The sequence below is a fragment of the Actinomadura sp. 7K507 genome (assembly GCF_004348425.1).
GTDB lineage: Bacteria > Actinomycetota > Actinomycetes > Streptosporangiales > Streptosporangiaceae > Spirillospora.
The window spans coordinates 1-23600 of sequence record NZ_SMKK01000153.1 but is presented as its reverse complement, the minus strand read 5'-3'; the positions used below and the strand labels follow the sequence as shown (position 1 = coordinate 23600).

Genomic DNA, 23600 nt, shown 5'->3' with positions numbered 1-23600 from the left:
CCGCCGTCCAGCGCGGCGCCCCCGGCCCCGCCTTCGCCGAGCGAAGAGGCGGCCCCGCCCGTCCCCGGCAAGGTCGCGGACGGCAGGGACCTGGACGCCTGCCGGGACGCCAAGTGCGAGGTCGTGGTGGAGGGGGGCGACGTACTCCGCTTCAAAGGCGAGTTCGACACCGACCCGCTGAGGATCGTCAGCGCCGGCGACACCTTCTCGCTCACCACCCCGTCGGGCTTCTCCTCCACCGTCAATGGCGGCGGATCGATCGAGACGGGCGGCGTCCACATCGAAGTCGGCGAAGCCAAAGGCGACCGGACGGCCATCAGGATCTCCCCGCGAAACTGAAAGCCCTGGTCCACCGCCGGTTCACGTCCGCATAGGACAATGGCGGGGCCATGGACACTCTCGCCTGACCGACCAGCACCGGCTGACAGCACGGAAGGCGGCACCGCCCGGCCAGGACGAACAACACGGGCGGTCAACGGGGACAGAAGCGTGGAACCAGGGGCAGGGGAAGGTAGCGGCGAGCATCACCTGATGACGCCGGGACACCGAGGAGTACGCCATGGGCGGTCCGACGACCGGCGAGGAGTTGCGCCGGCGGCTGGGACTGTTCGACGCCGTGGTGATCGGCCTGGGGTCGATGATCGGCGCGGGCGTCTTCGCGGCCCTGGCCCCCGCGGCGCGGGCGGCCGGGTCCGGGCTGCTGATCAGCCTGGGCGTGGCCGCCGTGGTCGCCTACTGCAACGCGACGTCCTCGGCACGGCTGGCCGCCCGCTACCCCGAGTCCGGCGGCACCTATGTATATGGCCGCGAACGCCTGGGCGAGTTCTGGGGCTACCTGGCCGGCTGGGGGTTCGTGGTCGGCAAGACGGCTTCCTGTGCGGCCATGGCGCTGACCGTCGGCGCGTACGCATGGCCCGACCACGCGCACACCGTGGCGGTGGCCGCGGTGGTCGTGCTGACCGGCGTCAACTATGTCGGCGTCCAGAAGTCGGCCTGGCTCACCCGCGCCATCGTCGCCGTCGTGCTGGCCGTGCTCGCCGCCGTGGTCGTCACCTGCCTGGCGTCCGGCGCCTCCGACCCCGGACGCCTGGCCATCGGCTCCGACACCGGCCCCGGCGGGATCCTCCAGGCGGCGGGCCTGCTGTTCTTCGCCTTCGCCGGATATGCCCGCATAGCGACCCTCGGTGAAGAGGTGCGCGACCCGGCCCGCATCATCCCCAAGGCGATTCCACTCGCCCTGGGCATCGTGCTGGCCGTCTACACGGCGGTCGCAGTGGCGGTTCTCACGACCCTCGGCACCGCCGACCTGGGCGCCGCGACCGCGCCACTGGCCGACGCCGTCGGCAGGGCAGGGCTGCCCGCGCTCGAACCCGCGGTACGGGCGGGCGCGGCGATGGCCGCCCTGGGCTCGCTGCTCGCCCTGATCCTGGGCGCCTCGCGCACCACGCTGGCGATGGCCCGCGACCGGCATCTGCCGCACGCCCTCGCCGCCGTCCACCCGCGCTTCAAGGTGCCGCACCGCGCCGAGCTCGTCATCGGCGCCGCGGTCGCGGTGCTCGCCGCGACGGCGGACCTGCGCGGCGCGATCGGGTTCTCGTCCTTCGGCGTCCTCGTGTACTACGCCATCGCCAACGCCTCCGCCTGGACCCTCACGCCGGACGAAGGCCGTCCGGCCAGGCTCGTGCCCGCCGTCGGCCTGGCGGGCTGCCTGGTCCTGGCTTTCGCGCTCCCGCTCTCCTCCGTGGTCACCGGCGCCGCCGTCCTCGCCGTGGGCGCCGCCGTCTACGCGCTACGCCGCGCCCGCCGCTGAGCATGGGCCATGCCCTCCCGGGTAGGGGACGCGCAATCAACCCCACGACAAGGGAGGAAAACATGAGCGCGACTCAGGAGACCGGTGGAGTCACGGGGACGAAGGACAAGGACTACAACCTCGTCTGGTTCGTCGAGCAATGCCTGAGCAACGCACTGCGCCTGGAGACCTACATCAACGACGCCGAGCGCGCCGGTGACACCGAACTGGCCGACTTGTTCCGCCGCGCCCAGGCCGATAGCCGCAAGGGCGCCGAGCAGGGCAAGGACCACCTGCGCCGCCGCATGGCCGGCTGACAAAGGAGACCCGGATGCGTGAGTCGATCCGGCTCGGCCACATCGCCGGAATCAGGGTCGGCCTCAACCTCAGTGTCCTGGTGATCGTCGCAATCCTGGTCTTCGGGCTGTCATTCGGCCGTTTCCCGGAGGTCTACCCGGACTACGGAACCTGGGCGTATCTCCTGGCGGGGATCGTCAGCGCCGTCATGCTGCTGGCGTCCCTGCTCGCCCACGAGCTGGCGCATGCGGTCATCGCCCGGCGCAACGGCCTTGAGGTATCGGGCATCACGTTGTGGCTCCTCGGCGGCGTCGCCCAGCTCGGCGGCGAACCCCGCACGGCGGGCGCCGATCTGCGCATCGCCATCGTCGGCCCCGCCACCAGCCTGGTCGTGGGCGCGATCTTCGCGGCCGCGGCCCTGCTGGCGGAGGCCGCCGCCGGATCAGGCCTGCTCGCGGGGACGCTCGCCTACCTGGCCGGCATCAACGTGATCCTCGCGGTCTTCAACATGATCCCGGCGGCCCCGCTGGACGGCGGCCGGGTCCTGCGGGCGTTCCTGTGGTGGCGGCGCGGCGACCGTACCGGCGCCGCCGTCACCGCCGCCCGCGCGGGCCGCCTCTTCGGCCTGACCCTGATCGCCCTCGGCTTCGTCCAGTTCGTCTTCGGAGCCGGATTCGGCGGACTCTGGCTGGCCCTGATCGGCTTCTTCCTCGTGACCGCCGCCGGCGCCGAGGAACAGCAGACGCGCGTCCACGCCGCACTCCGGGACGTCCGCGTCGCCGACGTGATGACGCCCGACCCCTTCCTGGCGGACGCGGCGACACGGGTACAGGACCTCGTCGACAACGTCGTCCTGACGCACCGCTACTCCACCTACCCGCTGGTCGAGGACGGCCGCCTCGCCGGCCTGGTGACCTTGAACCGCGTCCGCGCCACCCCGCCTGACCAACGCCGGACACTGCGCCTGGCCGACATAGCGTGCCCCCCGGCCGAGGTCCCGACGGCCCACCCGTCCGATCCGCTACCCGACCTGCTCCCCCGAATGGCCGGCTGCACGGACGGCCGCGCCGTGGTCGTCGACGACGACGGCCGAGTCATCGGCCTGCTCACCCCGACCGACATCACCCGCGCACTACAGACCAGCGAACTACGCCCCGACAGGACAGACGCACGAACCTGGCCGTCCTGACCCCACAGCAGGTGGCGCAGCTGACGGCGGCGTCGCGGGGGGACGAGGCGCCACATGCCTCGCAGTCGATCTGAATGCCGTCCGGTCCGGGTAGGCCGGCGAGGTTCTCCTCCTCACCGCAATGCGGGCAGGCGATGTTTCGCGGTGTCTCTCTCACCTGGGACACCGGCGACTTCAGTCTAACCTTACGTGAAGTTAGAGTAGAGGGGCGGTGCGGGACGGCTAGGAACGTGACCGGTCGTCGGCGACGTCCACTCCGTCCTGGAGTTGGGCGACATCTGTCACCGCAGGAGGCGCGCAAGCGACTGTCCGCCGACTGGGGTGAGCAGCGCGGCGCCGGCCAGGGTCGCGGCCAGACGGGTGTACCACCCGAGCGAGTGGTGATCGCCGAGTACGGGGTCGTGGTGGACCTGGTGGACGGTGGGACAGCTTCAGCGGCTGCTGCGCCGCCGGGTCAGCGGCTGGGCCGTCGCGCGGTTTCCGGCGGCGGCCGATGGTCCTCACCAGGGTGATCGACATCTGACCGCTACTTCGACGGAGGTCTGAACGGTGATCGCTGAGGGCATGGACGCAGGCGAGGTGATGGCCCGCACGGAACTGAGCCTGCGGACCATCCGGCACTACGCGCGGCTCAATCTCGTCGTCCCATCGGTCCCGACCGACACCGGGGCGCTGTACTCCGAGGAAGACGTCGCGCGGCTCTCCCTGCTGCGGCAGATCCGCCCGATGGGCTTTACCCTCCACGAGATACGAGACCTGCTCGCCACACTCGAAATCCTGGAGGATCCCGAGGTCTCAGACGAGCACGGCCACCTGCTGGAGCGCAGCGAGATGTACCTGGAGGCGGCCCGGCTCCGAGCCGCCCGGCTGGCCGAAGAACTCCAGCAGGCCCGCGAGTTCACCGCCGCGCTGGACACCGAGATCGCCCAGCGGCGCCAGAATTCCGAGCACCGCTGAGACCGGTGTCGTGGAGCCACCGGTCACGTCAGGCGCCGCGCTCGCAGGACGGTGTCGTGGGTGTGGTGCGTACCGGCAGGTGCGGGGCCGGTTCGCGGACGCGTTTCGTTGATCAGGATTGCCCAGTCGTTGTCGAGGAGCCTTGCGATGTCGTCGGGCTGGTAGTAGTCGCTGGGCTCGAAGCCGCCTTCGTGACGCGGGGGCAGGTCGGCGAGATCGTGGCTGACGAAGAGCAGGGTGCCGCCGGATGCGACGGCGTTCAGCAGGCCGCGCAGCGCGGTGTGGTCCGGCTGGCGCGGGAGCGGGAAGTACTGGGCGGACACCAGGTCGAATGCGCTCGCCGGAGGTGGACCGGTGGCCAGGTCCGCCCGTGCCCAGGCCACGCGGCCATCGACGTCCGTGGCCGCGGCGGCGGCGCGCCGCAGGGCCGTCTGGGAGATGTCGACCGCGGTGACCTGCCAGCCGCGCCGCGCCAGCCAGAGCGCATCGGCGCCTTCACCGCATCCGACGTCGAGCGCCTGCCCCGGCGGCAGATCGGTGATCTCGGTGACGAGCACGGGGTTGGGTGCGCCGCTGAAGATCTGGTCGCGGCTGCGATATCTCTCATCCCAGAACTGAGCGTCCATTGTCCTCTCCCTGGTGATGGGCCGGTGAGTCGTGGCGGCGGCCACCGTCGCCGAACTGGGATCGTTGAGCCGTCGTGACCACCTCCGCGGCCGGCCAGCCTGCCCCCTTCTTGATGAGATGACAAAGGTCTTTGCGAAAAGCGCAATAGTCGCGGCGACCTCGGCGATCGGTGCCGTCGCTAGTGGGTTCCGGCGAGTTCGCCGCTGAGGGTGTCGTGCATGCGGGCGCTGTGTTCGTTGAGGCCGATGATCTCGACGGTCTTGCCGCGCTTCTGGTACTTGGTGGTGACGGCGTCCAGGGCGGCGACGGTGGAGGCGTCCCAGACGTGGGCGTCGGTGAGGTCGATGGTGACGTGGTCGGGGTCGCCTGCGTAGTCGAACTGGTAGACCAGGTCGTTGCTGGAGGCGAAGAACAGTTCGCCGGTGACGGCGTAGACGACCTGGCCGCCGTCGGGGTCGGTGACGGCGGAGACGTTCACCAGGTGCGCGACGCGGCGAGCGAAGATGACCATGGCGGTGATCGAGCCGGCGACCACGCCGATGGCCAGGTTGTGGGTGGATACCACCACGGCGACGGTGACGAGCATGACGGTCGTCTCGCCCAGCGGCATGCGCTTGAGGGTGGCGGGGGCGATCGAGTGCCAGTCGAAGGTGCCGACCGCGACCAGGACCATGACCGCGACCAGGGCGGCCATCGGGATGTCGGACACGACGGGGCCGAAGCCGATGCACAGCACCATCAGGAACGCTCCGGCCAGGAAGGTCGACAGCCGGGTGCGGGCGCCGCTGCGGACGTTGATCATGGTTTGGCCGATCATGGCGCAGCCGCCCATGCCGCCGAAGAACCCGGTGACGATGTTGGCGATGCCCTGGCCGACCGATTCGCGGGTCTTGCCGGAGTGGGTGTCGGTGATGTCGTCGACGAGTTTGGCGGTCATCAGCGATTCCATCAGCCCGACCAGCGCGAACGCCAGCGAGTACGGGGCCAGGAGCGTCAGGGTGTCCAGGGTGAGGGGGACGTCGGGCAGGCCGGTGGTGGGCAGCGAGGAGGGCAGTGCGCCCTTGTCGCCGACGGTCGGCACGGCGATGCCGGCGGCGATGGTGATGACGGTCAGGATCACGATGGACACCAGCGGCGCGGGGACGGCCTTGGTGACGCGCGGGAACAGCACCATCAGCGTCAGCCCGGCGGCGACCAGGGGGTAGACCGGCCAGGGGACGTCGCGGACTTCGGGGACCTGGGCCATGAAGATCAGGATGGCCAGGGCGTTGACGAACCCGACCATGACGCTGCGCGGCACGAACCGCATCAGCCGGGCGACGCCCAGTGCCCCGAGGACGACCTGGAAGATACCGGCGAGGATCACCGCGGCCAGCAGGTGCCCGAGCCCGTACTCGCGGGCGATGGGGGCCACGACCAGCGCGACCGCGCCGGTCGCGGCCGAGATCATCGCGGGCCGCCCGCCGACGACGGCGATCGTGACCGCCATCGTGAACGCGGCGAACAGCCCGACCTGCGGCTCGACCCCGGCGATGATCGAGAAGGAGATCGCCTCGGGGATCAGCGCCAGCGCGACCACCAGGCCGGCCAGCACCTCGGTGCGCAACAGCTTGGCGGTGATCGGCTGGGTGGGGGTGGGCTTCAGCCGGTGTGCCAGTACGGCAGGCAGACTCAAAACACTCCAGACAGGGCGGATCGACCCGCACCGGATCAGGGCGCGAGCACACGAACGAGATGAGCGGGGGGTCCGGCGCCGATGCCGGCGATCGGGCGCCGGGAGGCGCCAGGCGGTCAGGCCGCGGTTCGGTGAACCCTCAGAACGGCTGCTTCACCGGCGCTTGCCGTCGCGTTCCTACTCTAACGTCACAGAAGAGTCATCAGCGCCGGTGGGGCCCCACGAGCGCCAGTAGAGACGACGATCACACCGTCATGGCCAGGCTCGCGGGGATCGCGTCGAACGCCTCGTCCACCCGGCGGGCGAGGATGGTCCGCCCCCATCTGCCGCGCCCGCCGCCTTCGCCGCGGCCCGCGGCCCAGTTCTTGGCACCGCACCGGTAGGCGCCGAAGGCGAACTCTCCGAGCAGGCGGAGGCGGACGTCCTGGCGTCCGTCGACGCCGATTCTGGTCTCCAGTTCGGCGACAAGGCGGTCCTGGGCGTTGATGGACAGCAGGGTGCTGGCCGCTCGCCCGCGCCAACTCACCGGCGACCGCCTGCCCGCTCAACAGCAGGACACCCGCCGTCAGCCCGAGATTCACCACCACGAAGGCGACCGGCGACGAGAAGCGGCACGATGACCTGCCCGACCCAGCCGATCTGACCGGGCTCGACCCCGCCGCCGCCCAGGAGGCCGAACACCGTCCCCGCGGCGAAGCCGCTCAGCGCGAACAACACCGCCAGCGCGACCAGTGTCCGCCAGTCCATGGCGGTCAAGGACCCACCGGAGAACAGCGACGCCACCAAGGTCCCCGCGGACGCGATCACGGCACAGACGTAGAGCCTGGCCCTATTAGGAAGTCCGAACATGGGCCGTCCAGGCAGCCGATACGGGACTAACCGGGAGAATCTGCCGCAGATGCAGATCGCCGCCGGGGCGGGGAGCGGGGAAGTAAGAGCTCCACGCCGCAGCGGCGACGAGCGAAAGCACGCACTCACCCTACTCTTCCGTAAGATCAAGGACGCCCTGAATCGGATTCTCCACACGCTCCGGCCCACCCGAACCGACGCACCCAGGAACTGGCGGCACCGCGCAGCCCCGACCGCACCACGAGGCGGATGATGGCAAGCTTGACCGACGATATGGATCATCCGTCACCGGCGAGGCAGGCCGGTGGCGTCAGGAGGAACCCGATGGACGGCAGGCACATGCAGATCGGCGAGGTCGCCGACCGAACGGGCCTGAGCCTGCGCACCATCCGCCACTACGAAGAAGTCGGCCTCGCCCTCCCCACCGCCCGCTCCCAAGGCGGCTTCCGCCTCTACACCGACGACGACGTCACCCGCCTCCTGGTCATCAAGCGCATGAAACCGCTCGACTTCACCCTCGAAGAGATGCGCGACCTGCTGGCCATCCTCGATCAGCTCCAGGCTCCCGACACCGACGCCGCCACCCGCACCGAACTCGCCAAACGCCTGACCGTCTACCGGTCCCTCGTCGAGGAGCGCTGCGCGAAGATCCGCGCCCGCCTGTCGGACGCCGAGCAGTTCTCCGCCGAACTCGCAACAGAACTACGCAAACACCGCCCCTGAAACAACGCGCACGCCCGGCGGGTGGGCCGGAAAGATCGCATTGGGTCAGAGGATCGCCGCTTTGATCACAGGGTTCGTGGTTTCTGGGCGATCATCAGGGCGTATCCGGCCGTGCCTTGCTCAACGGCGGTACGGGCGAGCGCGGTCATTTCCAGCACGGTCTCGACGCGGACGCCGGCGAGGGCGGTGGGCCGGACGATGCGGATGCCGCGCAGCCGCGCCTCGATCATGTCGATCATGGAGGTGAGGGCGTCGTCGTGTCGTTCGACGCGGGTGGTGCGCAGGCCGGCGCGGGCGAGGATGCGGGTGTAGTCGTCGGCGGAGCGGGCGTCGGCGATGCAGGCGACCCAGCCGGCCAGGCCCGCGAGCCGTTCGTCCAGCGGGCCGGTGAGGGTGATGTCGGTAATGCCGGCCCTGCCGCCGGGGCGCAGGACGCGGGCGATCTCCGCGGCGGCGGTGGGCTTGTCGGGGAAGGTGCAGAACGCGCATTCGCACACCACGGCGTCGAAGGTCGCGTCGTCGAACGGGAGGCGTTCGGCGTCGCCGAGGTGGAAGCGGACGCGTCCGTCCAGCCCGGCCGCGACGGCCACGGCCGCCGCTTTGGCCACGGACTCGGTACCGAGGTCCACGCCGTCGACCTGCACGGCGTGGTCGCGGGCGAGCAGGAGCGCCGTCCCGCCGGTGCCGCTCGCGACGTCCAGCACCCGTTCGCGGGGGGTCAGGCCGAGGGCGTCGGCGAGGCGGCGGGTCAGCCGCGGGCCGCCGGGGTGGTAGGACTCGCCGAGCAGCAACGCGACCGCGTCGTGCTGGTAAGCGGCGGCGCAGCATGCCTTGAGGGCGTCGGGTGCGGGGATCTCGTCGGCTCCGGGCCCGCTCATCGCAGTTTGTCCCCCACATTGGTCGCATCGCGCTCGGCGGGGACGGCGCCGTCCTTGGCGACCTTCGAGCCGTACGGGGACCGGGTCAGCAGCGGCTGGATCGGCGCGGCGTTCGGCACCGTCCCGGCGACCGGGACGCCGGACATCTGGGCGCGGACCTGTTCGCGGTAGCCGACGGAGTTGTAGGCGCAGAACGGGATCAGCCGCCCGTCCGGGGTGATCTGCTCGACGCAGCACTTCATCAGCTGCTTGACGTTGAGGGTGTAGGGGTCCTGGAAGTCCTGGAACACGATCATGAACGCCTGGCCGGCGAGGTCCGCGAGGTCGTCGGGCAGGTCGATGCCGCATGCCTCGCACTCGGCGAGCGCGTCGAGGCTCGCGCGGGTGGTGGCGGTGCCGGGGAACGCCGAGGCGCTCCACAGGTTCTCCAGCGCCCGGCGGATCCGCGGGTCGGGCAGCGCGCGGTTGGCGACGTAGTCCAGGTGGTCGGCCGGGTCGAGCATCCGGGTGACGGGGACGACGTCGGCGCCGTCGGTGATCGCGTACGTGATCGACCGGCAGGTCGGGAAGCAGCACGGCACCGGGACGAAGTCGGAGGCGCGGAACCAGTCCGGCCGCTGCTCGCACAGGGCCTCGATGACGTCGGAGTTGGTCAGCCTGGTCAGGGGATCGAACTCGGTGTGCCGTCCGGCATGGGTGACCGGCTGGAACACCACGCCGTGCACGGCCGGGTGGGCGATGCCGTGCTCGACGATCGCGCCGACCTCGTGCTCGTTGAGGTCGCGCTCGATCGCGGCGGCCAGCATCACGCGGACTCCCGCGTCGGCGCAGTTGTCCAGCGCCCGCCGCTTGAGGTCGCGCAGGTCGCGGCCGCGGATCTCGTGGTGGGTGCGTTCGTCGAACCCGTCGAACTGCAGGTACACCGTCACCTCGCGGTCGGCGAGCGCGGCGACGAAACCCGTGTCGGTGGCCAGCCGGATCCCGTTGGTGTTGAGCACCACGTTCCGTATCGGACGGGCCTTCGCGGCGTCGACGAAGGCGACGATCTGCTTGTGGACGGTGGGCTCCCCGCCGGAGAACATCACCACCTCGGGTTCGCCCTCGGCGGCGACGTAGGCGTCCAGCATCCGCTCGCACTGCTCCAGAGTGATGGAATAGCCGTCAGGCTGGTGGCCGGAGTCGGCGAAGCAGATCGGGCAGTCCAGGTTGCAGCCGGTGTTGACCTCGATCAGCCCCAGGCACGCGTGCTGCTTGTGCTCGGGGCATAGCCCGCAGTCCAGCGGGCAGCCGTCCTTGACCTCCGTCTGCACCTGAAGCGGGAACGTCCCGGGCTTGTTGAAGCGTGCCGAATCCATGTACGCGCGCGCGTCCCCGTACACCAGCGCCTCGAACAGGCCGTGCTCACGGCACCGTTTACGTAGATAGACCTTCTCATCCCGCAGGTTCACCTGCGCGTCCACCACGACCTTGCACACCGGGCAGATCGATTTGGTGTACTCCACGAACACCTCGTCGCGATCCACGCGAACCCCTCTCTGCGGCGGACGACTCCTAGTCGGGGTCCTTGCCCCGCGTGGAAGCTCATAGACACTGCCAGCGTCCTGACACGCCGTTTCCGCCCTTGGGCCGCGCGTGTGGAGCACCGCTCCTGCGGCCGTTCCCGCCGGGAACCCGACTGGACGCCGCTCCGTGGCACCACGTCTCGGCTAGTCCGCCGGGACGAGGTCGCGGGCCAGTTCGCGCAGGTCCGCCGCAGTCCGGGTCGGCGGCGTCAGCACCCGGGGATAGGCGGTCGCGCCGCGCCGCAGCCAGGCGGCCCGGAGGCCGGCGCGGCGGGCGCCGTCGACGTCCCAGGGATGGACGGCCACCAGCAGCGTCTCGGCAGGATCGACGGCCAGGCTGTCGGTGGCGTATCGGTAGGCCGCCGCAGCGGGCTTCCACGCCCGGGGAGCGCTGACGTCCAACAGCTCCGTGAAGCACCCGGTCAGTCCGGCCCGCGACAGCAGCCGCTCGGTGATGGCGGTGGAGCCGTTGGTCAAGGTGGCCAGCCGCAGTCCCGCCGCGTGCAGCGCCCGGACGCCGTCGGGGACGTCGGGATGCACACCGAGGTCGGCGAAGCCGTCCAGGATGTGTGCTGCGGCGTCCGTGGCGTCCCCCTCCCAGCCGGGCAGATCGGCCAGCAGGCCGCGCAGCCCGGCCTCGGCCACGTCACGGAAATCGGCGTAACCGCCGGCGGCGGTGAGCGCGAAACCGTCCCGCAGGACGCCCGCGAACCAGGTGGCGGCCAGGTGGCCCGGCGCGTGGACGTCCTCGAACCGCGCACGGAGCGGGGACATGTCGCTCAAGGTCTCGTTGACGTCGAACACCACCAGCCGGATCGGCGAATCCATGTTCGCTCTCCTTGCCTCATCGCCGGTCAGATCGCTTGGCCGAAGAACGGTCGGCGAGCCCCGACAGAGCGCCCACCAGCCCTGCGATCGTAGCCTCGGCATCAGCAACGCTACTGCGAGCGAGGTCACCACGGGTGGCGGCGTGCACCAGCGCGGACCGGGGTCCTCCCGCGCACTCAGCCGTCTGACAATCGCCTTCGGCCGGCCCTGTCCGGTGTGCTCGAATAGGAGATGTACTCGGCTACCAGGGGGAGGGTGCCGTGGCACGAGCCATCTGGAACGAGGCGGTACTGGCCGGGAACCGGACGGCCAAGAGCGCGGCCTGGTACTGCCCGCACCCGTCGCCGCTCGCACGCAAGATCAAGAATCATGCGGCGTTCTGTGGCGGCGTCCGAGTGGAGTACTGACATCGATGGCCGGGGACCATGACCTCGTCGTCATCGGGGGCGGCGCCGCCGGTCTGGCCGCGGCGCGCACCGGGGCAGGGCTCGGCGCCCGCACGCTGCTGGTCGCGGACGGCCCGATCGGCGGGGACTGCACGTTCACCGGCTGCGTCCCGTCCAAGACCCTGATCGAGTACGCCGGACAGGGCGCGTCGTTCACCGAGGCCCTGACCGCCGTGCGGGACGCGATCGAGACGATCGCCGCCACCGAGACGGCCGAGGTCCTGCGCGGTGAGGGCATCGAGGTCCTGTCCGGACGGGCGGTCTTCCGTTCGCGTGACGAGATCCGGGTCGGTGAGCGTGAGCTGAGGGCCGGGTCCTGTGTCATCGCCACGGGCGCGCGTCCTGCCGTGCCGCCGGTCCCGGGGCTGGCCGGCCTGCCGTATCTGACCAGCGAAACCGTGTTCGACCTGGAGGAGCCACCGCGGTCGCTGGCCGTCCTCGGAGGCGGGACGACCGGGTGCGAGCTCGCCCAGGCGTTCGGCCGCCTCGGCGTCCAGGTCACGATCGTGGAGGCGGACGATCGGCTGCTCCCGCAGGCCGATCCCGACGCCTCCGGCGTCATCGCGGCCGTGTTCGCCCGGGAGGGCATCACCGTCCGCTCCGGGACCCCCGCCGTCGCCGCCGACGCAGCCTCCGGCGGAATACGGCTGAAGCTGAGCGGCGGTGGCCTGGTCGAAGCAGAGAAGCTCTTGGTGGCGGTCGGCCGGACCCCCGTCACCGACGGTCTCGGGCTGGACGCGGCGGGCGTCGGGACCGGCGAAACGGGCCACGTGATCACCGACCGGCATATGGCGACCACCGCTGCGGGCGTGTACGCCGCCGGAGACGTCACCGGACGGCTCCAGCTCACCCACGCCGCCTACGCGATGGGCCGGATCGCGGCGCACAACGCCCTCGGGGGCCGCCGTAAGGCCGGCTATCGCGACGACGCGACACCGCGGGTGGTCTTCACCGACCCGGAGGTGGCCCAGGTCGGGCTCACCGAGACGGAGGCGGCGGAGCTGGACGCCCGGGTGGCCTTCATGCCGATGAGCGACCTGGACCGGGCCGTCACCGCCGGGCGCACCGACGGGTTCGTCCGGCTCGTCGCCGGGCCGCGGCGGCTCCTCGGCCACCGCGGCGGCGGACGCGTCCTGGGCGCCACCATCGTGGCCGCCCGCGCCGGCGAGATGATCCACGAACCGGCCCTGGCGATGCGCACCGGCATGTTCACCGGACGCCTCGCCCAGACCGTGCACGCCTACCCCACCTGGTCGATCGCCGTCCAGCAGACCGCGGCCCAGTTCTTCGGCTCCTACGGCGGCCGTACCGCCCGCAAGAGAGAACGGTGAGGACGACACTGTGGCCTGGCAGCGGTACCTGAAGGAGTTCCACGACCAGAACGCCGCGATCACCGAGCACGTGCTCGGACGTTGCGCGGACCGAGACGGCAGGGACCCCTATGGCTGGCTGCTCGAGGCCGTTCCGCCCGGCGGGCGGGTTCTGGACCTGGCCTGTGGCAGCGCTCCGCTGTGGCCCGGCCTTCGCGACCGTCCCTACCTCGGGGCCGACACCTCACCCGCCGAACTCGCCGTGGCCAGACGGGCGGGGGCGGGTCCGCTGGTGCGGGCCGACGCATCCGCCCTCCCGGTGGCGCCGGGCGGCGTGGACGTCGTCGTCTGCTCCATGGGACTGATGATCCTCACCCCGCTTTCCCGGGCCCTGGCCGAGATCGCGCGGGTCCTGGCTCCGGGCGGGGTGCTGGTCGCCACGGTGCCCGACCGCCGTCCGCTGCGCCCGCTGGACCTGGCGGTCGCGGGCGGTCTGCTGGCGGCGCTGGGTGCCGGTCTGGGCTACCCGAACGACCGCGCGCTCCGGCACCTGCCGGACCTGCTCGTCCAGGCCGGGCTGCGGCTGGACGGTGACGAGCGCCACCGCTACGGGTACCGGCTACGGAGCGCCGAGGACGCCGACCGGTTCGCCTCATCGCTGTACCTGCCGGGCCTGCCGCCGTCCCGGCACCGCCGCGCCCGCAAGTACCTGCGGGCACTGAGCCGGCTCAACGTCGAAGCTCCGGTCCCCATCCGCCGGATCGTCGCACAACGGACGGCCCCACCAGACGCACGAACCTGGCCGTCCTGACCCCCAATAGTCAAAGCCCACTGGTCACAGCGCCCGCAACCGGGGAGAGTGGAACCATGCCCGCGACCCCGGGACCTCCCCACCCCCCCCGACCTGTACGGGGGCCAAGGGCGCACACCCCCCAGCCGGACCGCCCTCAACGGCCACACGACCGGGGGGCAAGGGGGCGAAGCCCCCACACGCGGGCGCAGCCCGCAAACGCAACGACCCGAGCGCCCACAAGGACATCAGCCACAAGGGGGCGTGGGGGCGGAGCCCCCACATCGGGGGTCCGGGGGTCGCCCCCCGGGCAAACACGACGAAGGAGTGACGGCCCGCGCTCTCCGCGGGCACATCACTCCCAACTCCGAGTGGGCGAGGAGGGATTTGAACCCTCACATCCTTTCGGACACACGGACCTGAACCGTGCGCGTCTGCCGTTCCGCCACCCGCCCCGGGTGTGCACCCGTTTCCGGGTGCCTGAAAAGGCTAGCACGGTACGAGCAGTGGTTAGGTATCCAGATACTTCGAGCGAACCTTCGCACCGATACGATCGTCTACCAGTGGGGAAGGGAGGTGCCCGTGGGCGTCATTCAGCGCTTCGAGCGACGGCTCGAGGGCATGGTCGAAGGGGCCTTCGCCCGTGCCTTCAAGTCTGAGCTGCAGCCGGTCGAGGTGGCCAGTGCTGTGCAGCGCGAGATGGACGATCGGGCGGCGATCGTGGCACAGGGCCGCACGCTGGTTCCGAACGACTTCGTCGTGGAGATCTCTCAGCAGGACGGGCAGCGGCTGCAGGTGTACGCCGACAGCCTGAGCCAGGAGCTGGCGAATCTCGCGCGGGAGTACGCGAAGGAGCAGGGGTACTCCTTCGTGGGGCCGGTGCGTGTGCGGTTCGAGAACGCGGGCGATCTCGCGACGGGCATGTTCCGCATCAGGTCGGGGGTGATCAGGGGTTCCACCGTGGAGGGCGGAGAGATCCGCCAGCCGGTGAGCGATGTCCCACAAGGTGGGCGCGGGGGCGCGTTCGGCGGGCATCCGAGGCTTCTGGTGACCACCGCGGTGGAGGGCTCCGACACGACTCAGCGCACCTATGAGATCAACACACCTGTGACCTTGCTCGGTCGCGGCACCGACTGCGACCTGCGTCTGGTCGACCCGGGCGTATCCCGGCATCACGCCGAGATTCGCGTTGAAGGTCCCGAAATCGCCCTCGTGGATCTAGGGTCGACCAATGGCTCGTTCGTGAACGGGCAGCCGATCCGGCGAGTCACGCTCGTTGACGGCTCGCGCGTCACGATGGGCCGGACCACCCTAGTGTTCCGCCGCGATAGGGAGTAACCCCGACTCCGATGTCCCCATTCACCCTCACGCTGATCAAGCTGGCGTTCCTCGCGGTGCTGTGGCTGTTCGTCATCGCGGCCGTCGGCGTGATCAGAGCCGACATGTTCGGCTCGAAGGCCGCGTCGAAGGCGGCCACGCGCGCGTCCCAGCCCCGGCCTCCCAAGGCGCCGCGGCAGCCCAAGCCACCGCGGCAGCAGCGCAGTGCCCAGCACGGCGCCCCGACGAAGCTGGTGGTCGTCCAGGGCGAACGGACAGGCACCGTCATAGACCTCACGGGGGTGCCCATCACCATCGGTCGGGCGAATGACGCCACGCTGGTTGTCACCGACGACTACGCTTCGAGCCGGCATGCCCGACTTTATGCGCAGGACGGTCAGTGGATCGTGGAAGATCTCGGCTCGACCAATGGGACATATCTCGGACGCACGAAGGTGAGCCGGCCGATGCCGGTCCCGCCGGGCGTACCGGTCCGTATCGGCAAGACCGTGATCGAGCTGCGCAAATGACAATGGGAATCCGCTACGCCGCACGCTCCGACGTCGGCATGCTGCGCGAAGGCAACGAGGACTCGGCGTACGCGGGCTCGCACATGCTCGCGGTGGCCGACGGGATGGGCGGGCACGTCGGCGGCGAGATCGCCAGCGCGGCGGCCATCGAGGCGCTGCGGGCGCTCGACAAGGACCTGCCGGCGACGGAGATGCTTGCCGCGTTGGAGCACACGGTCAAGGCGGCGAACGACAACCTGCACCGCATCGTGGAGTCCGACCCGGCCCTGCAGGGCATGGGGACGACGCTGACCGCGATGTTGTGGGAGGGCAATCAGGTCGCGCTGGTGCACATCGGGGACTCCCGTGCGTACCTGCTGCGGGACGGCAGCCTGTTCCAGATCACGCACGACCACACGCTGGTGCAGTCGCTGGTCGACGAGGGCCGGATCACCCCGGACGAGGCGGCCTCGCATCCGCAGCGCTCGCTGCTGCTGCGGGCGCTGGACGGCCGCGGCGAGGTCGATCCGGATCTGTCGCTGCGGGAGGCGCACGTCGGCGACCGGTACCTGCTGTGCTCGGACGGCCTGTCGGGCGTCGTCACGGCGGAGACGATCTTCCAGGTGCTCACGGACGTGGGCGACCCGGACCAGGCCGTCCGGCAGCTGATCGATCTGGCGAACCGCGGCGGCGGCCCCGACAACATCACGTGCGTGGTGGCGGACGTCGTCGACATGGACCGGCAGCCGCCGACGGGCGGGCCCGGCCTCGCGGTGGGCGCGGCGGCGAACGCGACGCCGCCCGAGCCTCCCGGCGGAGGCCCCGGCGCGAACACGACGGCGGCGGACACACCGGCGGGGCGGGCGGCTCAGCTGCGCGAGACGAGGCCGCAGCCGCCGGTGGCCGTGGACGAGATGCCGCCGCCCCCGGCCCCCGCGCCGATGGGCGACCCGATGGGGCCGCCGGGCGCGGTGCAGCAGTCCGCGATGGAGCAGCCGCGGCGCGGCGGTGCCCGCCGGTGGACGTGGCTGGTGGTCGTCGCGGGCGTGGTCGTGGTCGGTGTCGTGGCGGGCGGGTTCGTGCTGCTGCAGAACGTCCGCAGCGGCTACTACATCGGCGAGCAGGACGGCAGGGTCGTCCTGTTCCGCGGGACGACGCAGGAGGTGCCGGGCATCAGCCTGTCCCGCAAGGAGAAGAAGCAGCCGAGCCCGGCCATCATGGTGGCCGACCTGCCCCAGGATCTTCAGGAGCAGGTGCGCAACACCTACACGGTCGACGGCCCGGAGCAGGCGTGGAAGACGCTGGAGAACGCCGTCTGCAAGTACTCCCTCGTCGACAGCGGCGGCAAGGTCGCCATCGTGAAGGGCAAGGGGCAGAACAACTGCCAGCAGGCGACGGTCAAGAACAGCAACATTCCGCTGGGCGAGCTTCCCGGGTCGGACGCCACGGCGGTCGGTAAGGGCGGCATGGCGTTCGTCGGTCAGGCCGCGGCGGAGCAGAAGCTGCAGGAACTGACCGCCCGCCGGGACCAGTGCAAGACCCCCAACTCCGACATCCCGGACTGTCCCTCCAGTGGAGGGAAATCGTAGATGAACTCGATCGGGGACCAGATCAGGGCGCGTCTGCCGTACCAGCGGCGCAACGCGGCCTCGCTGGCGTTGCTGGTCTTCGCGATGGTGCTGACGCTGTCGGCGTTCGCAGAGGTCGGGCTCGCCCGCGACGGCAACATCCCCGCCGGCCTGTTCGTGTACGGCGGCGGCCTGGCCGTGCTGGCGTTCGTCGCCTACTTCGCGCAGTCGAAGTTCACCCCGTACGCCGACCCGCTCCTGCTGCCGCTGGCGGTGGCGCTGAACGGCGTCGGGCTGGCGATGATCTACCGGCTCGACCTGGACACCAGCGCCGACCGCAAGGCCGCCGCGGCCGAGGGCAAGAAGCTCCTCGAGGACGCCGCCGACGCGCCCAGCCAGCTGATGTGGACGTTCGTCGGGATCGGCCTGTTCGTCGCCGCCGTGCTGATCATGCGCGACACCGACAAGACCGACGCCCCGCTGTCGTTCACCCCCAAGACCGCGCAGCGCTACACCTACCTGATCGGCCTGACCGCGGTCCTCCTGCTGCTGCTGCCGATCGTTCCCGGCATCGGGCAGTCGATCAACGGCGCCCGCGTGTGGATCAGCGTCGGCCCGTTCTCGGTGCAGCCGGGCGAGTTCGCGAAGCTGCTCCTGGTGGTGTTCTTCGCCGGCTACCTGGTGAACAAGCGGCAGGCGATGTCGCTGATCGGCAAGAAGGTCGGGCCGTTCAGCCTGCCCCGGGGCCGTGACCTCGGCCCGATCATGGTGATGTGGTTCTTCTGCCTCGGCGTGCTGTTCCTGCAGAAGGACCTCGGTACCGCGCTGCTGTTCTTCGGCCTGTTCGTGTCGATGCTCTACATCGCGACCCAGCGCATCTCCTGGGTCGTGATCGGTATCGGGCTGCTGACGGTCGGCGTGTTCGTCGCGACGCTCCTGCCGTTCATGGGGCACGTGAACCAGCGCATCGACATCTGGCTGAACCCCAAGCCGTACTTCGACGGCGGCTGCCTGATGGAGAGCGGCAAGGTCATCCCCGTCAACCCGAACACCGAGATCTACCAGAAGCACGACACCGAGGGCGTCATCTCGCCCGGCTTCACCGCCTGCGCCGAACTCGGCGGCGAGTACTCCGACAGCGCGCAGCTGATGAAGGGGCTGTTCGCGCTCGGTGAGGGCGGCGTCCTCGGCACCGGCCTCGGGCAGGGCGAGCCGTGGCGGACGCCGCTGTCCTTCAGCGACTTCATCATCAGCTCGCTCGGCGAGGAGCTCGGGCTGACCGGGCTGATGGTGCTGCTGCTGATCTACGCGTTGATCGTGCAACGCGGGATGAAGACCGCCGTGGCGGCGCGCGACCCGTTCCTGAAGCTCTTCGCGGGCGGTGTCTCGTTCGTCGTGGCCCTCCAGGTCTTCGTGATCGTCGGAGGCGTCACCCGGCTCATCCCGCTGACCGGCCTGACGACGCCGTTCCTGTCCCAGGGCGGCTCGTCGCTGATGGCCAACTGGATCCTGATCGCGATTCTGGTGCGGATGAGCCATGACGCGCGCAAGCCGGCCCCGCAGGCGATCCAGGACGAGGGCATGACCCAGATCGTGAGCACGAGGTGAATTCGCCCGGATGAACATGGACAAGCCGCTGCGGCGAGTTGCGATCTTCGCGCTGCTGCTGATCTTCGGGCTGATGGCGCAGGCCAACTACATCCAGGGGAGCCAGGCGGAGAGCCTGCGCACCGACGCCAACAACAGCCGGCAGTTCGCGGACGTGTTCAACTCGCCGCGCGGCCAGATCTCCGCCGGCGGCGAGGTGCTGGTGACGTCCAAGCCGACCGGCAAGGACAACCCGAAGTACGGCCGGAGCTACAAGGACGGCGCGGTCTTCGCGCCGGTCACGGGGTACTTCAACGGCAACGCGACGCAGGTCGAGCGGGCCTACAACTCGCTGCTGGGCGGCAAGGACACGCGCATCACGCAGCAGCGCTGGTTCGACACGTTCATCGGCAAGCCCGCCGAGGGCGCCAACCTCGAGCTGACGATCGACCCGCAGGCCCAGCGGACGGCGTACGAACAGCTGAAGGCCAAGACGGATCAGGGCCGCCGCGGCGGGGCCGTGGTGATGGACATCAAGACGGGCGCGCTGAAGGTGGCGGCGTCGTGGCCGTCGTTCGACCCGAACGAGGTGGCGCCGCAGACGGGCGAGAAGGGCGCCAAGCGGCTGGAGCAGCTGAACGAGGGCGACGGCGTCATCAGGCCGCTGGTCGACAACGCGCTGAGCCAGACGTTCCCCCCGGGTTCGTCGTACAAGACGGTGACGTCGGCGCTCGCGATGCAGAAGAAGGGCATCAACAGCGGATCGACCGTCAACACGGGCCAGCTGATCCTGCCCGAGTCGGGTCGGCCTCTCCCGAACTCCCACGACACCGGCAACTGCGCGGGGCAGGCGCCGCTGCGAGGCGCGTTCGCCGAATCCTGCAACACCACCTTCGCGATCATGGCGCTGGAGTTGGGCATCGAGCAGCTCAGCGAGGGCTCCCACAAGTTCGGCTTCGGGAAGCGCGTCGAGATCGAGCCGGACATGTACGCGGCCGAGAGCGACGTCCCGGTGTCGTACACCGGTGCCGACGGCAAGACGATCCCGACCGGCAAGGACGGAACGGCCCGGTCCGGCATCGGCCAGGAGAACGTGCGGGCGACGCCGCTGCAGATGGCGCTTGTCGCGGCCGCGGTCGCCAACGAAGGCAAGGTCATGGACCCGTACGTGGTGCAGAAGGCTCGCGCGAAGGACCAGAGCGAGCTCTACAACGCCTCGCCCAAGGAGTTCGCGGAGCCGATCACGGACGACCATGCCGAACAGCTGAGTGACATGATGCGCGCGGTGGTCACCGAGGGCACCGCGACGAACCTGGGAGGCATGCGGATCGCCGGCAAGACCGGTACGGCCGAGCAGGGCCCGGGCAACCCGGACGCCAACTGGTTCGTTGGGTTCAGCCCGGTCGAGAACCCGCGTTACGCCTTCGCCGTGATGACCGAGAAGGCCGGGGGCTCCGGCGCCGGCGACGCCGGCCCGATCGCCGGGGCGATCATGGCTAAGGTCTTGAAGAAGTGAGCACGGGCCTCGTCCTGAGCGACCGGTACCGGCTGCGGGAGCGGCTGGCCATCGGCGGGATGGGCGAGGTCTGGCGGGCCTCCGACGAGGTGCTCGGACGCGAGGTCGCGGTGAAGCTGCTGCGGCTGGAGCTCGGGTCGGACATGTCGGCGCGGGGGCGGTTCGAGTCGGAGGCGCGGTTCGCGGCGGAGCTGCGGCACCCGGGGATCGCCGCCGCGTACGACTTCGGTGAGCAGGACGGCCGCGCGTACCTGGTGATGGAGCTGGTGCCGGGCGAGCCGCTGGACGAGATCCTGGCGCGTGACGGCGGGCTGGCGCTGGAGGCCGTCCTGGACCTGATGGTGCAGGCGGGACGGGCGCTGACCGTCGCGCACGAGGCCGGGGTCGTGCACCGCGACGTCAAGCCGGCGAATCTGATGGTGTCCCCGGACGGCACCCTGAAGATCACCGACTTCGGGATCGCGCGGCGGCTGGCGGCGGCGTCGCAGACCGCGACCGGAATGGTCATGGGCACGGCGCACTACATCTCGCCCGAGCAGGCCCAGGGGCTGAAGCTGTCCCCGGCCGCCGACCTGTACTCGCTGGGTGCGGTGGCCTACGAATGCCTGACGGGCGCTCCGCCGTTCGACGGTTCCACGCCGGTGGAGGTGGCGCTCAAGCACGTCCGGGACGCGCCGGCGCCGCTGCCGCCGCGGGTTCCGGCGGCGGCCCGCGAGCTGATCATGGAGATGCTGGCGAAGGAGCCGGCGGACCGCCCGGCGGACGCGGGGACGGTCGCGTCCCGTTCGCTGGCGATCCGCAGGGCCCTCAGCACGGGGCGGATTCCGCGCGTGAAGGCCGAGGCCGCCGCCCCAGGTCGGACCCCCAAATCGAAGATCGTTACCCAATCGACTACTTTGTCGGGATTTGACGCCCCCCGGGGGGCGGATAACCTCACCACGGGGTCAGTGCGCGGGCAACGGCGCACCGCATTGACGTACGCGTCGGTCGCGGCCGCGCTGCTGGTAAGCGCCATCGTGGCCGGATCCGTCTGGAAGGGGATCGATCTCACCGGTTCCGACCTGGACGAGCGAGACCCGCCCGGCCCCCCGGCCACGCAACCGGTCGGGGACGACACCGTCGAGGAACCGGTCGTCCAGCCAGGCACCCCGACCACCCCTGGCGGGTACCGGACCCCCAGTACGCCAAGGCCGACTGTCACGCAGCGGCACCCGACGCATAGGATCCGTCCGTCAACGCCGGAGAGCCGAAATGCGTCCCCTTCATACAAGCCATCTACGAAACCGCCCCGGGCGACCCCCACCGCCCCTGAGCCAACACCCACACCGACGGAGAGCACCACGACTCCGTCAACTCCGAGCCCGGATCCCTCTCCTGAACAGAGCGGGAAGCTAGGTTCGGAGGCCAAGGTGTAGACGTACGAGGGAAAGTGCACATATGAGTCAACCTCGGCTGCTCGGCGGCCGCTACGAGCTCGAAACGGTGATCGGGCGAGGCGGCATGGCCGAGGTCTACCGTGCCCGAGACCTGCGCCTTGATCGCGTCGTCGCGGTCAAGACGCTGCGGTCCGACCTGGCCCGTGATCCCACGTTCCAGGCCCGGTTCCGGCGCGAGGCCCAGTCGGCCGCGTCGCTGAACCACCCCTCGGTCATCGCCGTGTACGACACCGGCGAGGACATGATCGGTGAGAACTCCATCCCGTACATCGTCATGGAGTACGTGGACGGGAGCACGCTGCGCGACCTGCTGCGTGAGAACCGCGCGCTGCTCCCCGACAAGGCGCTGGAGATCACCGACGGGATCCTCCGCGCGCTGGACTACAGCCACCGCGGCGGGATCGTCCACCGCGACATCAAGCCGGCCAACGTGATGCTGACCAGGCAGCACGAGGTCAAGGTCATGGACTTCGGCATCGCCCGCGCCATGGCCGACTCGGCGGCCACGATGACCCAGACCGCCCAGGTCATCGGTACCGCGCAGTACCTGTCGCCGGAGCAGGCGCGCGGCGAGCGGGTCGACGCCCGCAGCGACATCTACTCGACGGGCTGCGTCCTCTACGAGCTGCTCACCGGCCAGCCGCCCTTCACCGGCGACTCCCCGGTCGCGATCGCCTACCAGCACGTCCGGGAGGAGCCGGTCCCGCCGTCGCAGGTGGACCCGCAGATCCCGCAGTGGGCCGACGCGATCGTGCTGAAGGCGATGGCCAAGGAGGCCGACCACCGCTACCAGAACGCGAACGACTTCCGGCAGGAGATCCAGCGCGTCCTGCAAGGGCAGCCGGTGGCGTCCACGGCCGCGTCCACGATGCTGATGGGCGGGCAGGCCCAGGGCACGCAGGTCATGGGCGGCCCCCCGCCGCACACGCAGATGCAGCGTCCGGCCGACGACGGCTACGGCCTGCCACCGGCCCGCTACGACGACGACTACCCCGAACGCGGCGGCACCGGCAAGAAGGCCGCCCTGTGGGTGGGCCTCGCCGTACTGTTCATCGGCGGCGCGGCGCTCATCGGCTGGATGATGAGCGGCGGCGGTGACGACAACAACCAGGTCGCCGTCCCCAGGAGCATCGTCAACGTCTCCCAGAACGACGCGACCCAGCAGCTCACGCAGCTCGGCTTCAAGGTCGGCGAACCGAAGCGGGACTACAGCGACGAGATCCGGCGCGGGAACGTCATCAGCTCCAACCCCCGGCCCGGCGCCAACGCCGCCGAGGGCGCCACGGTCACGCTGGTGGTCTCCCAGGGCAAGAAGCCGCCCACGGAGATCGAGATCCCGGACGTGACGGGCCGGCCGTACAGCTCGGCCAAGAAGATCCTGGAGGATCGCGGGTTCGAGGTCGAACGGCGCGTGGACAACAGCGACTCCGTCCCGCGGCTCAGCGTCATCAGCACCGACCCGCCGGGCGGCTCGAAGGCCCCCAAGGGCGAGACCGTCACCGTGACCATCTCCAACGGCCCCAGCAGCCTCAAGGTGCCCGACCTGTTCAACAACAGCCAGCGGGCCGCCTGCGGCCAGCTGGAGAGCCTCGGGCTGAAGTGCAAGGTGGAGAAGGGCGTGCCGCCGCCGGACAAGCAGGTCGACGTCGGCCTGGTGTTCAACCAGCAGCCCGGCCCGGACGCCACCGTCGCCCCGGGCGACACGGTCACCATCTTCATCGCGGAGCCCCCGCCGACGACTCCGACC

General features: G+C 70.4%; 22 protein-coding genes, 1 tRNA gene and 1 pseudogene. 16 read left to right on the top strand and 8 right to left on the bottom strand.

What is annotated here, in order from left to right:
- The 5 genes and pseudogenes from E1285_RS45795 to E1285_RS29340 form a co-directional block, all read left to right on the top strand.
- A pseudogene (locus tag E1285_RS45795) lies at positions 1–339 on the top strand (hypothetical protein); the annotation flags it as partial.
- Between the two features lie 220 nt (positions 340–559).
- A complete protein-coding gene (locus tag E1285_RS29360; protein ID WP_132157767.1) occupies positions 560–1810 on the top strand; it encodes an APC family permease in 1251 nt (416 codons plus the stop codon).
- A 62-nt stretch (positions 1811–1872) separates the two neighbouring features.
- Positions 1873–2106 (top strand): hypothetical protein, encoded by a 234-nt coding sequence (locus tag E1285_RS29355; protein WP_132157765.1) that lies wholly within the window; start codon positions 1873–1875, stop codon positions 2104–2106.
- 14 nt (positions 2107–2120) lie between these two features.
- On the top strand, positions 2121–3275 hold the full coding sequence (locus E1285_RS29350; RefSeq protein WP_132157763.1) for a site-2 protease family protein: 1155 nt from the start codon (positions 2121–2123) through the stop codon (positions 3273–3275).
- 549 nt (positions 3276–3824) lie between these two features.
- The gene (locus E1285_RS29340) at positions 3825–4232 is read left to right on the top strand and encodes a MerR family transcriptional regulator (RefSeq protein WP_207946909.1); all 408 of its coding nucleotides are present in this window, start codon (positions 3825–3827) and stop codon (positions 4230–4232) included.
- 23 nt (positions 4233–4255) lie between these two features.
- Here E1285_RS29340 and E1285_RS29335 read toward each other — a convergent pair whose 3' ends face one another.
- The 4 genes from E1285_RS29335 to E1285_RS29320 form a co-directional block, all read right to left on the bottom strand.
- Positions 4256–4858, bottom strand: a complete 603-nt coding sequence (locus tag E1285_RS29335; RefSeq protein ID WP_132157759.1) for a class I SAM-dependent methyltransferase — start codon at positions 4856–4858, stop codon at positions 4256–4258.
- Positions 4859–5037: 179 nt separating this feature from the next.
- Positions 5038–6528: a SulP family inorganic anion transporter gene (locus E1285_RS29330; RefSeq protein ID WP_207946911.1), complete on the bottom strand. Its 1491-nt coding sequence runs from the start codon at positions 6526–6528 to the stop codon at positions 5038–5040.
- Between the two features lie 250 nt (positions 6529–6778).
- Positions 6779–7060 carry a hypothetical protein gene (locus E1285_RS29325; protein WP_132157755.1) on the bottom strand — a complete coding sequence of 94 codons (282 nt, stop codon included), beginning with the start codon at positions 7058–7060 and terminating at the stop codon, positions 6779–6781.
- A complete protein-coding gene (locus tag E1285_RS29320) occupies positions 7057–7341 on the bottom strand; it encodes a hypothetical protein (RefSeq protein ID WP_132157753.1) in 285 nt (94 codons plus the stop codon). Before E1285_RS29320 ends, E1285_RS29325 begins: the two co-directional genes overlap by 4 nt.
- Positions 7342–7707: 366 nt before the next feature.
- Between E1285_RS29320 and E1285_RS29315 the strand changes: the two genes are divergently transcribed.
- Complete coding sequence (locus tag E1285_RS29315) at positions 7708–8106, top strand: MerR family transcriptional regulator (protein WP_132157751.1); 399 nt, start codon at positions 7708–7710, stop codon at positions 8104–8106.
- A 65-nt stretch (positions 8107–8171) separates the two neighbouring features.
- Here E1285_RS29315 and E1285_RS29310 read toward each other — a convergent pair whose 3' ends face one another.
- From E1285_RS29310 to E1285_RS29300, 3 genes are all read right to left on the bottom strand, one after another.
- Complete coding sequence (locus E1285_RS29310; RefSeq protein ID WP_132157749.1) at positions 8172–8984, bottom strand: methyltransferase domain-containing protein; 813 nt, start codon at positions 8982–8984, stop codon at positions 8172–8174.
- A complete protein-coding gene (locus E1285_RS29305) occupies positions 8981–10507 on the bottom strand; it encodes a radical SAM protein (RefSeq protein WP_207946907.1) in 1527 nt (508 codons plus the stop codon). Before E1285_RS29305 ends, E1285_RS29310 begins: the two co-directional genes overlap by 4 nt.
- A 183-nt stretch (positions 10508–10690) precedes the next feature.
- Positions 10691–11374: a haloacid dehalogenase type II gene (locus E1285_RS29300; protein ID WP_132157747.1), complete on the bottom strand. Its 684-nt coding sequence runs from the start codon at positions 11372–11374 to the stop codon at positions 10691–10693.
- A 260-nt stretch (positions 11375–11634) separates the two neighbouring features.
- On the opposite strand from E1285_RS29300, the gene E1285_RS46835 reads away from it, so the two are divergent.
- From E1285_RS46835 to E1285_RS29285, 3 genes are read left to right on the top strand one after another with little or no spacing between them, the layout of a single operon-like run.
- The gene (locus tag E1285_RS46835) at positions 11635–11781 is read left to right on the top strand and encodes a hypothetical protein (protein ID WP_207946905.1); all 147 of its coding nucleotides are present in this window, start codon (positions 11635–11637) and stop codon (positions 11779–11781) included.
- A 5-nt stretch (positions 11782–11786) separates the two neighbouring features.
- The gene (locus tag E1285_RS29290) at positions 11787–13151 is read left to right on the top strand and encodes an FAD-dependent oxidoreductase (protein ID WP_132157745.1); all 1365 of its coding nucleotides are present in this window, start codon (positions 11787–11789) and stop codon (positions 13149–13151) included.
- Positions 13152–13161: 10 nt separating this feature from the next.
- Complete coding sequence (locus E1285_RS29285) at positions 13162–13941, top strand: class I SAM-dependent methyltransferase (protein ID WP_132157743.1); 780 nt, start codon at positions 13162–13164, stop codon at positions 13939–13941.
- A 351-nt stretch (positions 13942–14292) separates the two neighbouring features.
- On the opposite strand, the gene E1285_RS29280 is transcribed toward E1285_RS29285, so the two are convergent.
- Positions 14293–14375: transfer RNA gene (locus E1285_RS29280), tRNA-Leu, on the bottom strand.
- A gap of 127 nt (positions 14376–14502) precedes the next feature.
- Here E1285_RS29280 and E1285_RS29275 point away from each other — a divergent pair.
- The 7 genes from E1285_RS29275 to pknB all read left to right on the top strand — a co-directional run.
- Positions 14503–15258 (top strand): DUF3662 and FHA domain-containing protein, encoded by a 756-nt coding sequence (locus tag E1285_RS29275; RefSeq protein ID WP_132157741.1) that lies wholly within the window; start codon positions 14503–14505, stop codon positions 15256–15258.
- Between the two features lie 11 nt (positions 15259–15269).
- Positions 15270–15767: an FHA domain-containing protein gene (locus E1285_RS29270; protein ID WP_132157739.1), complete on the top strand. Its 498-nt coding sequence runs from the start codon at positions 15270–15272 to the stop codon at positions 15765–15767.
- Entirely contained in the window at positions 15764–17335 is a 1572-nt protein-coding gene (locus E1285_RS29265; protein WP_132157737.1) for a Stp1/IreP family PP2C-type Ser/Thr phosphatase, read from the top strand. The genes E1285_RS29270 and E1285_RS29265 overlap by 4 nt, the downstream gene beginning before the upstream one ends.
- Positions 17336–18922: an FtsW/RodA/SpoVE family cell cycle protein gene (locus E1285_RS29260; RefSeq protein WP_132157735.1), complete on the top strand. Its 1587-nt coding sequence runs from the start codon at positions 17336–17338 to the stop codon at positions 18920–18922.
- Between the two features lie 10 nt (positions 18923–18932).
- Entirely contained in the window at positions 18933–20417 is a 1485-nt protein-coding gene (locus tag E1285_RS29255) for a penicillin-binding transpeptidase domain-containing protein (protein ID WP_132157733.1), read from the top strand.
- On the top strand, positions 20414–21832 hold the full coding sequence (locus E1285_RS29250; protein WP_132157731.1) for a serine/threonine-protein kinase: 1419 nt from the start codon (positions 20414–20416) through the stop codon (positions 21830–21832). Before E1285_RS29255 ends, E1285_RS29250 begins: the two co-directional genes overlap by 4 nt.
- Positions 21833–21854: 22 nt before the next feature.
- The coding region (gene pknB, locus E1285_RS29245; protein ID WP_132157729.1) for a Stk1 family PASTA domain-containing Ser/Thr kinase at positions 21855–23600 on the top strand (1746 nt) is incomplete at its 3' end.

Bases quoted from the DNA above. Each gene is read 5' to 3' on its own strand.
- E1285_RS29255 (WP_132157733.1), top strand. From the start codon at position 18,933: ATGAACATGGACAAGCCGCTGCGGCGAGTTGCGATCTTCGCGCTGCTG.
- E1285_RS29290 (WP_132157745.1), top strand. From the start codon at position 11,787: ATGGCCGGGGACCATGACCTCGTCGTCATCGGGGGCGGCGCCGCCGGT.
- E1285_RS29355 (WP_132157765.1), top strand. From the start codon at position 1,873: ATGAGCGCGACTCAGGAGACCGGTGGAGTCACGGGGACGAAGGACAAG.
- E1285_RS29335 (WP_132157759.1), bottom strand. From the start codon at position 4,858: ATGGACGCTCAGTTCTGGGATGAGAGATATCGCAGCCGCGACCAGATC.
- E1285_RS29360 (WP_132157767.1), top strand. From the start codon at position 560: ATGGGCGGTCCGACGACCGGCGAGGAGTTGCGCCGGCGGCTGGGACTG.
- E1285_RS29260 (WP_132157735.1), top strand. From the start codon at position 17,336: ATGAACTCGATCGGGGACCAGATCAGGGCGCGTCTGCCGTACCAGCGG.
- E1285_RS29315 (WP_132157751.1), top strand. From the start codon at position 7,708: ATGGACGGCAGGCACATGCAGATCGGCGAGGTCGCCGACCGAACGGGC.
- E1285_RS29350 (WP_132157763.1), top strand. From the start codon at position 2,121: ATGCGTGAGTCGATCCGGCTCGGCCACATCGCCGGAATCAGGGTCGGC.
- E1285_RS29310 (WP_132157749.1), bottom strand. From the start codon at position 8,984: ATGAGCGGGCCCGGAGCCGACGAGATCCCCGCACCCGACGCCCTCAAG.
- E1285_RS29300 (WP_132157747.1), bottom strand. From the start codon at position 11,374: ATGGATTCGCCGATCCGGCTGGTGGTGTTCGACGTCAACGAGACCTTG.
- E1285_RS29265 (WP_132157737.1), top strand. From the start codon at position 15,764: ATGACAATGGGAATCCGCTACGCCGCACGCTCCGACGTCGGCATGCTG.
- E1285_RS29270 (WP_132157739.1), top strand. From the start codon at position 15,270: ATGTCCCCATTCACCCTCACGCTGATCAAGCTGGCGTTCCTCGCGGTG.